This is a genomic window from Agrobacterium tumefaciens str. B6, from assembly GCF_001541315.1.
GTDB lineage: Bacteria > Pseudomonadota > Alphaproteobacteria > Rhizobiales > Rhizobiaceae > Agrobacterium > Agrobacterium radiobacter.
In genome coordinates this window covers 64,486-79,001 of the sequence record NZ_LMVK01000023.1, presented here as the reverse complement: position 1 = coordinate 79,001, position 14,516 = coordinate 64,486, and the positions used below count along the sequence as shown (strand labels likewise).

The following is a 14,516-nucleotide window of genomic DNA, read 5'->3' as shown; positions in this document are numbered from 1 at the left end:
GTAAAAAATTGGCAAACCGCCTTGACATCGGGCAGGGCGTGGGGTGAATTAATCCGCATTGGGGAATAAATGGTGAGGAACCCCAGGGAGGATCACGATCATGACGTATTGGCACGCAGGCGCAAGCCTGAGCGGCAGGCGGATTGCCTTTGCCGCAACGACAAGCATAGCCCTGATGCTCGGCGCGGCCAGCGCCTCGGCAGCGACCGTCGTTAAATGGATGCATGTGGAGCTGGACCCCAAATCTGTGGCTGTCTGGGAGGAGATTGCCAAGGAATATGAGGCCAAGCATCCCGATGTCGATGTTCAGCTGCAGTTCCTCGAAAACGAGGCCTTCAAGGCAAAATTGCCGACGCTGCTGCAATCCAATGACGTGCCTGACTTCTTCTACAGCTGGGGTGGCGGCGTCCTTGAGGAGCAGTCCAAGACCGGCGCGCTGAAAGATCTGACCGACGTTTTCGACGCCGATGGCGGCAAGCTGCGTCAGGCCTATAATGCGTCCGCAATCGACGGCCTGTCTTTTGACGGCAAGGTCTGGGCCGTGCCTTACCGTGTCAGCCTCGTCAGCTTCTTTTATAACAAGGAGTTGTTCGCCAAGGCCGGTGTGAAGGCGGAGGATATCAAGACCTGGGACGATTTCAGCGCCACGGTCAAGAAGATCAAGGAAGCCGGTATCGTCCCGATCGCCGGCGGCGGCGGTGAAAAATGGCCGATTCATTTCTACTGGAGCTATCTCGTCATGCGCAATGGCGGGCAGGCCGTGTTCGATGCCGCCCGCAAGGGCGAAGGCGAAGGTTTCATGGCCCCGGCGATCATCAAGGCCGGTGAACAGCTGGCCGCGTTCGGCAAGCTCGAACCCTTCCAGCCCGGATATCTCGGCTCGACCTGGCCACAGGCGCTCGGCGTCTTCGGCGACGGCAAGGCGGCGATTATTCTCGGCTTCGACAATACGGAAGCCAACCAGCGCAAGAATGCGGGCGACGGCAAGGGGCTGGCCCCTGAAAATATCGGCCGCTTCGCCTTCCCGATTGTCGAAGGCGGCGCCGGCAAGGCCACCGATACGCTGGGCGGCCTGAACGGCTGGGCGCTCACCAAGAACGCCTCCAAGGAAGCAATCGATTTCGCAACCTTCCTGACCAGCAAGGAAAGCGAAGAGAAGATGGCGACCGCGGGCATGATCCTGCCGGTTGCCACGGGTGCCGCCGGTGCGGTGAAGAACCCGCTGCTGGCGGATTCGGCAAAACAGCTTGCCGCCTCCACCTGGCACCAGAACTTCTTCGACCAGACGCTGGGCGCCGCCGTCGGCCGTGTCGTCAACGATATTTCAGTCGAGATCGTTTCCGGCCAGATGACCTCCGAAGAGGGCGCCCAGCAGATTCAGGACGCATTCGAGCTGCGCTGATCTGACGGTTTCCATGGCGGCGCCGCGAATGTGCGGCGCTGCTTATCTGCCTCCATGAAAGCGGATAGAGATGACGGATATTTCCATGACTTCTGCGTCCATACCGGCGCGCGGCGCGGCAAAGGCCAAGCGCAAGCAAAGTTCGGTCGCGCATGACCGGGCGCTCACCCTTCTGGTGTTTCTGCCGCCTGCGCTGTTGCTCTTTACCCTGTTCGTCATCCTGCCCATGGGCGAGGCGGCGTGGTACAGCCTTTACCGCTGGAACGGTTACGGCACGCCGACCGATTTCGTCGGTTTGAAGAATTTCCAGGTTCTGTTCGGCAATGCCGCCTTCTCGCAGGCCCTGATCAATAACGGCCTGATCATCCTTATCTCGATCCTGATCCAGATTCCGCTGGCGATCTGGCTGGCCATGATGCTGGCGCACCGCATTCCCGGCGTCGTCGCCTTCCGGCTGGTGTTCTTTCTGCCCTATGTTCTGGCTGACGTCGCAGCGGGCCTGATCTGGCGCTTCGTTTATGATGGTGACTATGGTCTGTTCGCCGCCATCTCCAATTTCTTCGGTTTCGCCAACCCTTACGTGCTGGCTGACAAGGATGTGGCGATTTATGCCGTGCTTGGCGTCATCGTCTGGAAATATTTCGGTTTCCACATGATGCTGTTCATCGCCGGGCTTCAATCCGTCGACAAGAACGTGCTGGAAGCAGCCGAAATCGACGGCGCGTCCGGCTGGCAGAAATTCCGTTATGTCACGCTGCCGATGCTTGGCTCCACGGTGCGCCTTTCCGTCTTCTTTGCGGTAATTGGCTCGCTGCAGCTCTTTGACATGATCATGCCGCTCACCGGCGGCGGTCCGTCCAACTCCACGCAGACCATGGTTACCTTCCTCTACACCTACGGCGTCATGCGTATGCAGGTGGGGCTTGGCAGCGCGGTGGGCGTCGTTCTCTTCGTCATCTGCGTGACGCTTGCCTTCGGCTACAAAAGGATTTTCATGCGCCATGACTGACACATCCACTTCCGTCCGCATGCCGCTGCAAACCAAGCTTTATCTTTACATATCGCTGAGCCTGATCGCGGCCATCGTGCTCATTCCGCTTCTGACGACAGCGCTTGGCGGCTTCAAGACGCTTGGGGACCTGCGCGTCAACCCGTTCGGTATTCCGGCCGAATGGCAATGGTCCAACTACGGCGATATCCTGCTTGGCAAACGCTATTGGCTGCAAATCTTCAACTCGCTGGTCATCGCGCTGCTGACGGTATTCCTGACACTGACTGTCTCGGCCATGGCGGCCTTCACCTTCGCGCATGTGAAATTCTTCGGCTCGTCCTTCCTGCTCAACTATTTCCTGCTGGGGCTGATGTTTCCGGCGGCGACCGCCATCCTGCCGCTGTTCATTCGTATCCGCGATCTCGGCCTGCTCGATACCTATTGGGGTGTGGTGCTGCCGCAGGTAGCCTTCGGGCTGGGCATGAGCATTCTCCTGTTCCGCAATTATTTCCGTAACCTGCCGGACGAGCTGTTTCAGGCGGCCTTCGTGGATGGCTGCGGTTATCTGCGCTTCTTCTGGCATATTTCCGTGCCGCTTTCGCGGCCGATCGTGGCGACCGTTGGCATCGTCTCCTTCGTCGGCAGCTGGAACAGTTACATCCTGCCGCTGATCATGCTGAATTCGGAATCGAAATATCCCTGGCCGCTCGGCATCATGGTTTATCGCGGCGAATTCGGCACGGAATGGCAGCTCGTTCTCGCCTTCATCACGCTGACGATCCTGCCGACCGTCATCGTCTTCTTCCTCGCACAGAAACACATCATCGCGGGCCTGACGGCCGGTGCCGTCAAATCGTGACGTGAAAGGAGCAAAACATGGCTTCCGTCGAACTTAAGGATATCCGCAAGTCCTATGCCGCGCTCGATGTCATCCATGGCATTTCGCTTGATATAGCGGATGGTGAATTCATCGCGCTGGTCGGGCCTTCCGGCTGCGGCAAGTCCACGCTGTTGCGCATGATCGCCGGGCTGGAGGAGATCACCGATGGGGATATTCTCATCGGCGACAAGGTGGTCAATGGCATGACCCCGCGCGAGCGCAACATCGCCATGGTGTTCCAGTCCTATGCGCTTTATCCGCATATGACGGTGGCCGAAAACATGGGCTTCAATCTGAAGCTCGCCGGCCAGCCCAAAAACATCATTGAAGAACGTGTTGCGGAAGCCGCCCGCATGCTCGATCTCGGCAAGCTTCTGGATCGCAAGCCCTCGCAGCTCTCAGGCGGCCAGCGCCAGCGTGTCGCCATGGGCCGCGCCGTGGTGCGCAACCCGGCCGTCTTCCTGTTCGATGAGCCGCTGTCCAACCTCGATGCCAAGCTACGCGTACAGATGCGCAGCGAAATCAAGGCCCTGCACCAGAAAGTTGGCACGACCTCCATCTATGTCACCCATGACCAGATCGAGGCCATGACGCTGGCGGACCGGGTGGTGGTGCTCAATCACGGCCGCATCGAACAGCAGGGCACGCCGCTCGAACTTTACAAGACACCCGCCAATCTCTTCGTCGCCGCCTTTATCGGTTCGCCGGCCATGAACCTCATCGAAGGCGTGGTCGATGGCGAGGGTGACCAGCCCGCCGCCCGGCTGAAGGACGGCACCGCGATCCGCATTGCCGCCTCCCGCAAGGTCAAGCGCGGCCAGCCGGTGACGATCGGGCTTCGCCCCGAACATATCGGTTCGGCGATTGGCGGCGATATCTCGCTTACCGGACGGACGGTGCTGGTGGAACCGACGGGCGCGCAGACCCATGTGGTCTTCGAACTGGCGGGCGATCAGGTTACGGCAGTGGTGGATGGTGAGCAGCCGGTGAAGGTGAACACCCCCTTCGCAGCCACCGTGCACCATGAGCGCGTGCACGTCTTCGACAGGGCGAGCGGACTGGCGCTTTAAGCGCCTCCCGTCTTTTAAATGAAATACGGAAATTCTCTTGCCCCTCCGCTTTTGGGGCTTGTTTGAAAATCACGAGCGGTTAGCTTGGCGCTTGGGACAAAGCGGGTTACCGCGCAACTGTATCGATGCAGGAGGAGATTTTTATGAGAACGATCAAAGGGCCGGGTCTTTTTCTCGGTCAGTTTGCCGGTGATGCAGCCCCCTTCAACAGCTGGGATGGCATTACCAAATGGGCGGCGGAAAAGGGTTACGCCGGTGTGCAGGTGCCGACCTGGGCCGGACAGCTGATCGATCTCAAAAAAGCGGCGGAATCGAAGGATTATTGCGACGAGTTCGCCGGTGTCGCGCGCCAGAACGGCGTGGAAGTAACCGAGCTTTCCACCCATCTGCAAGGTCAGCTCGTCGCCGTTCATCCGGCCTATGACGAGGCCTTTGACGGTTTTGCCGCACCGGAAGTGCGCGGCAACCCGAAGGCGCGTCAGCAATGGGCGGTGGAGCAGGTGAAGCTCGCGCTGAAAGCCTCGAAAAATCTCGGCATCAAGGCGCATGCGACGTTTTCCGGCGCGCTTGCCTGGCCGTTCGTTTATCCGTGGCCGCAGCGTCCTGCCGGTCTGGTGGAAACAGCCTTTGATGAACTGGCGAAACGCTGGACGCCGATCCTCGATTACGCTGATGAGCAGGGTGTGGATGTCTGCTACGAAATCCATCCGGGCGAAGATCTCCATGACGGCGTGACGTTTGAGATGTTCCTCGAGCGGGTGAAGAACCACAAGCGCGCCAACATGCTCTACGATCCCTCGCATTACGTGCTGCAATGCCTAGATTATCTCGACAATATCGACATCTACAAGGACCGCATCAAGATGTTCCACGTCAAGGATGCGGAGTTCAACCCGACCGGGCGGCAGGGCGTTTATGGCGGTTATCAGGGCTGGGTGAACCGCGCTGGTCGCTTCCGTTCGCTGGGCGACGGGCAGGTTGATTTCGGTGCGGTCTTCTCGAAAATGGCGGCCAATGATTTTGACGGCTGGGCCGTCGTCGAATGGGAATGCGCACTGAAACACCCTGAAGACGGCGCCCGGGAAGGGGCGGAATTCGTCAAGGCGCATATCATCCGCGTCACGGAAAAAGCCTTTGACGATTTCGCATCAAGCGGCACCGATGATGCGGCCAACCGCCGTATGCTTGGGCTTTGAAAGCATTTCAGGGGAGATATTATGGCTATTGAAGGAAAGACAACGGACAAGGCGAACAAGCGGATTCGCCTTGGCATGGTCGGTGGTGGTTCGGGCGCATTTATCGGCGGCGTTCACCGCATGGCGGCGCGGCTCGACAATCGTTTCGATCTCGTCGCAGGGGCCCTGTCCTCGACGCCGGAAAAATCCCTCGCTTCCGGCCACGAGCTGGGGCTCGATCCCGAGCGTTGCTATGGTTCGTTCGAGGAAATGGCCGAAAAGGAAGCGCTGCGCGAGGATGGCATCGAGGCGGTGGCGATTGTTACCCCCAACCATGTGCATTATCCGGCAGCGAAGGCGTTTCTGGAGCGCGGCATCCATGTCATCTGCGACAAGCCGCTGACCTCCAATCTGGAAGACGCCAAAAAGCTGAAGCAGGTGGCCGACAAGGCCGATGCACTGTTCATCCTCACGCACAACTACACCGGCTATCCGATGGTGCGGCATGCGCGGGAACTGGTGGAGTCAGGCGCGCTCGGCACGATCCGTCTGGTGCAGATGGAATATCCGCAGGACTGGCTGACGGAAGCGGTGGAACAGACCGGCGCGAAACAGGCCGTCTGGCGCACCGATCCGGCTCAGTCCGGCGTCGGCGGCTCCACCGGCGATATCGGCACCCATGCCTATAATCTCGGTTGCTTCATTTCCGGTCTGGAAGCGGATGAGTTGGCGGCGGATGTGCATACCTTTGTCGAAGGCCGCCGGCTGGATGACAATGCGCATGTGATGCTGCGCTTCAAGCCGAAGGGCGGCAAGCAGGCAGCCAAGGGGCTACTCTGGTGCAGCCAGGTTGCGGTCGGTCACGAAAACGGGCTGAAGGTCCGTGTTTATGGCGACAAGGCCGGCATTGAGTGGACGCAGGCCGATCCGAACTATCTCTGGTTTACGAAGCTTGGCGAGCCGAAGCAGTTGATCACCCGCGGCGGTGCCGGGGCAGGGGCTGCTGCAGCACGCGTCACCCGCATTCCGTCCGGCCATCCGGAAGGTTATCTCGAAGCCTTCGCCACCATCTATACCGAGGCGGCGCATGCCATCGAAGCCCGCCGCACCGGCTCGGCGCTCGATAAGGCGGTTATTTACCCGACCGTCGATGACGGGGTTAAAGGCGTCGCCTTTGTTACGGCCTGCATCGAGTCCGGCAAGAAGAATGGCGGCTGGGTGAAGCTGTAAGACGAGGTTGCGGTATATTTCTTCTCCCCGTTGCCGGGGAGAAGATGCCCCTGACGTCATCTGCCGACGGGATCAATTGACGCGTGTCGTCTGTCGCTGCACCCGTTCCGTTATGGGGCAGCCATCCTGGAGCTTGGTCCAGGACGAAACGTTGAGCTTCATCTCGCAGCGCGCGAGATAGGAGCCACCGTCGACCTTCAGGCAGGATGTCTGGCCGAGTTCGAACATGGTGCCGCGATTTCGGCATTTGCAATTATGGGCATCCGCCAAGGTCGGAATAAGGGCCATGATCAGGCCAAGTATGAGCACTCCAGTACGCATGGCTGAGGCTCCAAAGAATATACCGCCAGATTACTCCTGTCCGAGGGCATAGTCAAAAACGGCCTTTGCCTGTGATGCGCGCCCTCTGCGGGCAGCAGCCCCTGCGAATTCCCCCGCTAGCACCCGATCAAAATCGCCCTGATATCATTCACATTCGTCAGGGTCGGACCTGTGACGACAAGGTCTCCTGCCGCCTTGAAAGCGGTGTAGCTGTCGTGGCTTACGAGCGACTGACGCGGATCGACACCGGCTTCGCGCATGCGGGCAAGCGTATCCGGCGTCACCACAGCACCCGCCGCATCCTCGACGCCGTCTATGCCGTCGCTATCGCCGGCAATGGCCCAGATCTCGTCCGCACCTTTCAGCGTCAGCGCAAGGCTCAGCAGGAACTCCGTGTTGCGGCCACCTTTGCCGGCTGGCCCCTTGCCAATCGTGACCGTGGTTTCGCCGCCGGAAAGCAAAACGGCCGGACCTTTTAGCGGCAGGCCCTTGCGGCTGGCGGAGAGCGCTATGCCGGCCATAACAGCGCCGACGTCCTTGGATTCGCCTTCCAGCGAATCCCCGAGGATGAGCGGCGTAAGCCCGAGTTTCACGGCCTCATCAGCTGCCGCCTGCAAGGCGAGCGAAGGGGCCGCGATGAGCCGGATATCCTCGTCGATATCGCCGGCCTTCGGGGTTTCCTCGCCTTTTTCCAGCACCTTGCGCACGTTTTCCGGAAGATCGAGCGCATAACGGGAGATGATTTCCCGCACGGTTTCGATGTCGCTCGGATCGGCAACCGTCGGGCCGGAGGCGATTTCCGAGGGGTCGTCGCCCGGCACGTCGGAAATCAGCAGCGAAACAACCTTGGCCGGTCTGGCAGCCAGTGCCAGCCGTCCGCCCTTGATGCGGGAGAGATGCTTGCGCACGGCGTTCATGTCGGAAATCGTCGCGCCGCTAGCAAGCAAAGCGCGGTTGACGGCCATCTTGTCCGCAAGTGTCATGCCTTCGGCCGGTGCCACCATCAGCGCCGAACCGCCGCCGGAAATCAGCGCGATCACCATGTCGTCGGTGGTCAATCCCTCGACGGCGGCGAGAATGCGTTTTGCCGCTTCCGCGCTCCTATCGTCGGGCACGGGATGGGAAGCCTCGATGATCTCGATATGCGCAGTCGGGACGGCATGGCCGTAACGCGTGACCACCACACCCGAGAGATCGACATGTGGCCATGCCGCTTCAAGCGCTGCGGCCATCGCGGCCGAGGCCTTGCCGGCGCCCACCACCACGCACCGGCCTTTGGGCGGAGATGGAAGGTGGTGTTGCAACACCTTTGCCGGATCGGCGCTGGCGACTGCAGCCATGAAGATGCGGTTGAGGGCGTCTCTTGCGGACGTGTCGTTCCATGCGCTCATCGGTTCATGCTCCGATCCAGAGGAAGCCGAGCGCAAACAATGCCGGCAACGCCTGAATGAACAGGATCTTCATATTGGCTGTCATGGCGCCGAAAATACCGGCCACCAGAACGCAGGTAAGGAAGAAAACCTTGAAGCTCAGCCCTTCATCGCCCTGCGTGAGCCCATAGATCAGCCCCGCTGCGAGAAAGCCGTTATAAAGGCCCTGATTGGCGGCAAGCACTTTTGTTTGCCGGGCAAAATCCGCCGAAAGACCGAAAGCATTGCGCCCGGCTGGCTTTTCCCACAGCAGCATTTCCAGAATGACGATGTAAATATGGATGGCCGCAACCACGGCAATCAGAATGCTGGCGATCATCGGCGGTTTCCTCCAAACCATGATGTCCGTAGCCGTTGTCAGGGTGAACAGGTGGCGAGCGGACACTTCCGTTTTAACGGTGGCACGAAGGGCTGCAAGGCCAGAATCTCCTCTTCCCGTGCAAACTGTTGAAGAGTGGTGACCTGTTGCTTGACTCTTTGCTGAAATAGGAACAAAACAAGAACAATAGAGATGAATAACCGGAATTGAAACCTGTCATGCCATGCAAAAGCGCGCGGATCAGTTGCTCGTTGTCGAAGAGCTGCGTGAAAGGCTGGAAAGGATCGGTAACGGTCCTGAGCGGCTGCACGAGACCTTGCCTTTCGGCGTGGATGCCATCGACCATCGCCTGCCGGGAGGCGGGCTCAAGCTCGGCTGTCTGCATGAGCTGAGCGGCGGCGGCAATGGCGCTGCCGGTGGGGCGGCGGCCGCCCTTTTTGCGGCCGGGGGGGCGGCAAGGCTTTCCGGCAAGGTTTTATGGTGCGTCACCCGGCGGGATCTGTTCATGCCGGGGCTGACGCAGGCCGGCCTTTCGCAGAACCGGCTCATCATTGTTGAATGCCGCGATGAGAAGGGCGTGCTCGACTGTTTCGAGGAGGGCTTGCGCTGCAATGGTTTCGGCGCGGTGATGGGTGAGGTGGCAAAACTGCCGATGAACGCATCGCGACGGCTGCAACTGGCGGCGGAAACCTCCGGTGTTACCGGCATCGCCATCCGCCGTTTCCGGCGTGCGGCCGATGCGGCGCTGTACGGCGAACCGACGGCGGCGGTGACCCGCTGGCGCATCTCCGTCCGTCCTTCTTCGCCCTTGCCGGTGCCGGGGGTGGGCAGGCCGCGCTGGTTTCTCGAGCTTTTGCGATGTCGCGGCGGCGAAAGCGCTGAATTTGAAGTGGAAGCCTGTGATGCAAAGGGTCGTATCGCTCTACCTGCCGACATGGCCGACGGATCGCTTCCGGCGTCTTTCGGGAGAGAACGCGCCGCCGGTTGAAAAGCCGCTGGTCATGATCGGCCGCCAGGGCAGCCGCCGGCTGGTGCTGGCGCTCGACAAAGCGGCAAAGGCGGCGGGCATCCGGCCCGGCACGCCGGTCAGCAAGGCGCAGGCGCTGGTGCCGGGCCTTCTGGTGGAAGATCTGGATGCAGCTGGAGATGCCCGCGCTCTGCAGCAGCTGGCCTTTCATTTTCTGCGCATCTATGCCCCCATCGTCGCCGCCGATACGCCTGATGGGCTGGTGCTGGACACGGCGGGAGCGGACCATCTGCACGGCGATGAGACGCTGATGCTGAGCGGGATGGTCAACCGCCTGCATGCCGCAGGCTTTGCCGCCCGCGCGGCCATTGCCGATAGCTGGGGTGCTGCCCATGCGCTGGCCCGCTTCGGCCGCGAGCAGATCAGCATCATACCGCCGGGCGGGCAGCGGGCGGCGATCAACGGCTTGCCGCTTGCTGCGCTGAGGCTGGAGGAGCGTATCGTTTCAGGGTTGAAGGTGCTCGGCTTCCGCAGCATCGGCGAGCTTGCCGAAGCCCCGCGTGCGCCGCTGACCCTGCGTTTCGGTCCCGAAGTCGTCCGGCGTCTTTCCCAGGCTTTCGGGGAGATCGGCGAACCTATCGAACCGGTGCGCGTGGCCGAACTGGTGGAGGTGCGGCGCGCCTTTCCCGAGCCGATTGCGGCGGCGGAAACGATTGCCCGTTATACGCAGAAGCTGGTCACGGGGCTTTGCTCAGCACTTGAAAAACGCGGCCTTGGCGCCCGCCGGGTCGATCTGGTGCTGCACCGGGTCGATAGCGGCCTGCAGGCGGTACGCGCAGGCACCTCCAGACCGGTGCGCGACATCAAGCAGCTTGTCCGGCTTCTGACCGACCGTATCGACACCATCGATCCCGGTTTCGGCATCGAGATGATGGTGCTGACCGCCACCCATGCTGAGCCGCTTCTCGCCGCGCAGGCTCGCTCCTCGCTTCTGGAGGAGGGACGTGCGGACATCGCCGATACGGTCGATGTCATCCTCAATCGTGGCCACAGGGTCTATCGTTACGCGGCGGTGGCGAGCGATGTGCCGGAACGCTCCGTTGCCCGCGTTGCGGCGCTTGCATCTGAGGATACGCTCGGCTGGCCCGGCCACTGGCCGCGCCCGGTCAGGCTTTTTGCAAGGCCGGAACCCATCGAGACGCTGGCGCTGCTGCCGGATCATCCGCCGCGTTATTTCATCTGGAAAGGCGTGCGCCATAATGTGCGGCGCGCTGACGGGCCGGAACGGGTGTTCGGCGAATGGTGGAAACGCGACCGGGAAAAGGAAGCCGTGCGCGATTATTTCACGGTGGAAAATGAAAGCGGCGAGCGCTTCTGGATTTTCCGCTCCGGCGATGGCGAACATGCCGAGACAGGCTCGCAGGGCTGGTTCATCCACGGGGTCTTCGCATGAGCACGCCGCGTTATGCCGAACTTCAGGTGACCACGCATTTTTCCTTCCTGCGCGGCGCAAGCTCCTGCGAGGAGCTTTTCGAACAGGCCAAAAACCTCGGCATCGAGGCGCTCGGCATTGTCGACCGCAACAGCCTTGCGGGCATTCCCCGCGCCTACGAGGCGGCAAGCACCCACGGCATCCGGCTCGTCATCGGCTGCCGGCTCGATCTGGATGACGATCTTTCCGTGCTTGTCTACCCCATGGATCGCCCGGCATACGGCCGGCTTTGCCGCCTGCTGTCCGTTGGCAAAAAGAGGGGTGGCAAGGGCAAATGCCGGCTGACATGGGACGATCTCGTTACCTATGGCGAAGGTCTGATCGTGGTGCTGCTCGCCGAGCTCGCCGATGATCTCTGCGCGCTTCGCCTGCGGCGGCTCAAGGCTGCTTTTGCGGATCGCGCCTATATGGCGCTCAGCCTCAGAAGACGTCCCAATGACCAGATGCGGCTTTTCGAATTGTCCAATATGGCTCAAGTCGCAGGTATACCGACGGTGGTGACCAATGACGTACTGTTCCATGTGCCCGAGCGGCGCATGCTGCAGGATGTCGTCACCTGTATCCGGCATAATTGCACCATCGACGAGGCGGGTTTCCGCCGCGAGCGGCATGCCGACCGCTATATGAAGCCGCCGGAGGAAATGCACCGGCTATTTGCCCGCTACCCCGAAGCGCTGGCCCGCAGTCTCGAAATCACGAAGCGCTGCAAATTTTCACTGAAGGAACTGGTCTATCAATATCCCGAGGAGCGCAGCCTGCCGGGGCTGACGGCGCAGCAGGCGCTGGAGAAGATGGTCTGGGAAGCGGTGCCGGGGCGGTATCCGGATGGTCTGCCGGCGAAAGTGGAAAAGGCGCTGAAACATGAGCTTACACTGATCGGCAGGCTGGAATACGCCCCCTATTTCCTGACGGTAAACGCCATCGTTCGCCATGCACGCTCGCTGGATATTCTCTGCCAGGGACGTGGCTCGGCGGCCAATTCGGTTGTCTGTTACGTGCTTGGCATTACCGCCATCGATCCCGTCAAGGTCGATCTTCTGTTTGAACGTTTCGTTTCTGAAGAACGGCGTGAACCGCCTGATATCGATGTGGATTTCGAACATCAGCGGCGTGAGGAGGTCATCCAGTGGGTCTATGACACCTATGGGCGCGACAAGGCCGCGCTGTGTTCGGTCGTCACCCGTTATCGCGGAAGGGGTGCGCTGCGCGATGTCGGCAAGGTTCTCGGCCTGCCGGAAGATTTGACGAAACTTCTATCCTCGCAGGTCTGGCGCTGGAGCGAGGGGGTGGACGAGAAGCAGGTGAAGGAGCTGAACCTCAATATGGAGGATCGCCGCCTGAGGCTTGCATTTGAGCTTGCCAATCAGCTTGTCGGTACGCCGCGTCACCACAGCCAGCATCCGGGCGGCTTTGTTCTCACCCATGACCGATTGGACGAGTTGGTGCCGATCGAACCCGCCGCCATGGATGATCGCCAGATCATCGAATGGGACAAGGACGATATAGATGTCATGAAGTTCATGAAAATGGATTGTCTGGCTCTCGGTATGCTGTCCTGCATGAAACGCGGTTTTGACATACTGGAGGAGCGCTATGGTAAAAAATATGACCTTACTTCCATGCCGGAAGATGATCCAGCAACCTTCAAAATGATCCAGAAGGCCGATACGCTTGGCACCTTCCAGATCGAAAGCCGGGCGCAGATGTCGATGCTGCCGCGTCTGAAACCGGCAAAATTTTATGATCTCGTCATTCAGGTCGCTATCGTTCGTCCCGGTCCCATTCAGGGCGATATGGTGCATCCTTATCTGCGCCGCCGTAACAGACAAGAGGATGAGCATTATCCGAAAGAAGAGCTTAGAGGGGTACTGGGCAAAACACTCGGTGTGCCATTGTTTCAGGAGCAAGCCATGCGCGTCGCTATCGAATGCGCCGGTTTCTCCCCCGGTAAAGCGGATCAACTGCGCCGCGCCATGGCCACCTTCAAGAATGTCGGCACCATCTCCAAATTCAGGCAGGATTTGATCGACGGCATGGTGGAGCGCGGTTATGAAAAAGAATTCGCCGAACGCATCTTCAAACAGCTGGAAGGGTTCGGCAGCTATGGTTTCCCCGAAAGCCATGCGGCCTCCTTCGCGCTGATCGCCTATGCCTCTTCATGGCTGAAATGCCATTATCCCGATATTTTCTGTGTTGCCCTTCTAAATTCACAGCCCATGGGGTTTTACGCCCCGGCGCAGATCGTGCGCGATGCGCGCGATCATGGCGTGAAGGTGCGCCCGGTCTGTGTCAATAACAGCCGCTTCGATTGCACGCTGGAGCCCACGGGTGAGAAGGATGCGAAAGGCGACGAGCGGTTTGCCGTGCGGCTCGGTATGCGCCTGGTGAAAGGGCTTTCCAACAAACATGCCGCCGATATAGTCAATGTCCGGCAGGATCGGCCTTTTGCCTCGGTGGATGATCTCTGGCGAAGGGCGGGCGTTCCCGCCGCTGCCCTCGTCTGTCTCGCCGAAGCCGATGCCTTTTTACCGTCGCTTTCGCTTGCCAGACGCGAGGCGCTCTGGGCCATCAAGGCCTTGCGGGATGAGCCGCTGCCGCTTTTCGCCGCCGCCGCCAGCCGGGAAAATACCGTGGTGGATGAGCTTCAGGAACCCTCCGTCGCGCTCAGGCCCATGACTGACGGTGGTGAGGTAGTTCAGGATTACGGCCATGTCGGACTGACGCTGCGCGAACATCCCATGACATTCCTGCGGCGCGATCTTTCCCGCCGCCGTATCGTCACCTGTGCGGAGGCCGTGCGCGCCCGTGATGGCGTATGGCTGGAAACGGCGGGTCTGGTGCTGGTGCGCCAGCGCCCCGGCTCGGCAAAGGGGGTGATCTTCATGACGCTGGAGGATGAGACGGGCATCGCCAATGCGGTGCTGTGGGTGAAAACCTTCGAAAAATACCGGCGCGTGGTGTTGTCTGCCGGCATGGTCGGTATTTACGGCAAGATCCAGCGGGAGGGTGAGGTGGTGCATCTGGTCGCCCATCGGCTGACAGATTTGTCGGAGGCGCTGGCCAGCGTGGGCGAACGCAACCATGCCTTTCCCCTGCCGCATGGGCGTGGTGATGAGTTCCACCACGGCATTCCACCGGATGATCACCGCACTATCAGGAAGCATCCGCCGCCTGCCGTGGATGATGCGGAGGAGGTGGAGCGGATAAAGGTCATTTCCCGCAATTTTCACTGAAGACGG

Annotated in this window: 12 protein-coding genes; 9 read left to right on the top strand and 3 right to left on the bottom strand. The window is 60.4% G+C overall.

The window, feature by feature from the left end:
* Positions 1-100 precede the first annotated feature (100 nt).
* The 6 genes from ASB65_RS16525 (at position 101) to ASB65_RS16500 (ending at position 6,748) form a co-directional block, all read left to right on the top strand.
* Complete coding sequence (locus tag ASB65_RS16525; protein WP_060724716.1) at positions 101-1,402, top strand: ABC transporter substrate-binding protein; 1,302 nt, start codon at positions 101-103, stop codon at positions 1,400-1,402.
* 70 nt (positions 1,403-1,472) lie between these two features.
* Positions 1,473-2,411 carry a carbohydrate ABC transporter permease gene (locus tag ASB65_RS16520; RefSeq protein WP_060724715.1) on the top strand — a complete coding sequence of 313 codons (939 nt, stop codon included), beginning with the start codon at positions 1,473-1,475 and terminating at the stop codon, positions 2,409-2,411.
* On the top strand, positions 2,404-3,252 hold the full coding sequence (locus tag ASB65_RS16515) for a carbohydrate ABC transporter permease (RefSeq protein WP_003506513.1): 849 nt from the start codon (positions 2,404-2,406) through the stop codon (positions 3,250-3,252). The genes ASB65_RS16520 and ASB65_RS16515 overlap by 8 nt, the downstream gene beginning before the upstream one ends.
* Positions 3,253-3,269: 17 nt before the next feature.
* Positions 3,270-4,343 (top strand): ABC transporter ATP-binding protein, encoded by a 1,074-nt coding sequence (locus ASB65_RS16510; protein ID WP_060724714.1) that lies wholly within the window; start codon positions 3,270-3,272, stop codon positions 4,341-4,343.
* Positions 4,344-4,486: 143 nt separating this feature from the next.
* Entirely contained in the window at positions 4,487-5,539 is a 1,053-nt protein-coding gene (locus ASB65_RS16505) for a sugar phosphate isomerase/epimerase family protein (RefSeq protein WP_060724713.1), read from the top strand.
* Between the two features lie 21 nt (positions 5,540-5,560).
* On the top strand, positions 5,561-6,748 hold the full coding sequence (locus ASB65_RS16500) for a Gfo/Idh/MocA family protein (RefSeq protein ID WP_003506517.1): 1,188 nt from the start codon (positions 5,561-5,563) through the stop codon (positions 6,746-6,748).
* Between the two features lie 72 nt (positions 6,749-6,820).
* Here ASB65_RS16500 and ASB65_RS16495 read toward each other — a convergent pair whose 3' ends face one another.
* From ASB65_RS16495 to ASB65_RS16485, 3 genes are all read right to left on the bottom strand, one after another.
* Positions 6,821-7,069 (bottom strand): hypothetical protein, encoded by a 249-nt coding sequence (locus ASB65_RS16495; RefSeq protein WP_003506519.1) that lies wholly within the window; start codon positions 7,067-7,069, stop codon positions 6,821-6,823.
* Between the two features lie 116 nt (positions 7,070-7,185).
* Positions 7,186-8,460 (bottom strand): glycerate kinase type-2 family protein, encoded by a 1,275-nt coding sequence (locus ASB65_RS16490; protein ID WP_060724712.1) that lies wholly within the window; start codon positions 8,458-8,460, stop codon positions 7,186-7,188.
* 4 nt (positions 8,461-8,464) lie between these two features.
* On the bottom strand, positions 8,465-8,818 hold the full coding sequence (locus ASB65_RS16485; protein WP_060724711.1) for a DUF1304 domain-containing protein: 354 nt from the start codon (positions 8,816-8,818) through the stop codon (positions 8,465-8,467).
* A gap of 223 nt (positions 8,819-9,041) precedes the next feature.
* Between ASB65_RS16485 and ASB65_RS16480 the strand changes: the two genes are divergently transcribed.
* From ASB65_RS16480 to ASB65_RS16470, 3 genes are read left to right on the top strand one after another with little or no spacing between them, the layout of a single operon-like run.
* Positions 9,042-9,806, top strand: coding sequence for an ImuA family protein (locus ASB65_RS16480; RefSeq protein ID WP_060724710.1), 765 nt, complete (start codon positions 9,042-9,044; stop codon positions 9,804-9,806).
* Entirely contained in the window at positions 9,721-11,238 is a 1,518-nt protein-coding gene (locus ASB65_RS16475; RefSeq protein WP_060724709.1) for a Y-family DNA polymerase, read from the top strand. The genes ASB65_RS16480 and ASB65_RS16475 overlap by 86 nt, the downstream gene beginning before the upstream one ends.
* Positions 11,235-14,510, top strand: a complete 3,276-nt coding sequence (locus ASB65_RS16470; RefSeq protein WP_060724708.1) for an error-prone DNA polymerase — start codon at positions 11,235-11,237, stop codon at positions 14,508-14,510. The genes ASB65_RS16475 and ASB65_RS16470 overlap by 4 nt, the downstream gene beginning before the upstream one ends.
* Positions 14,511-14,516: the final 6 nt, after the last annotated feature.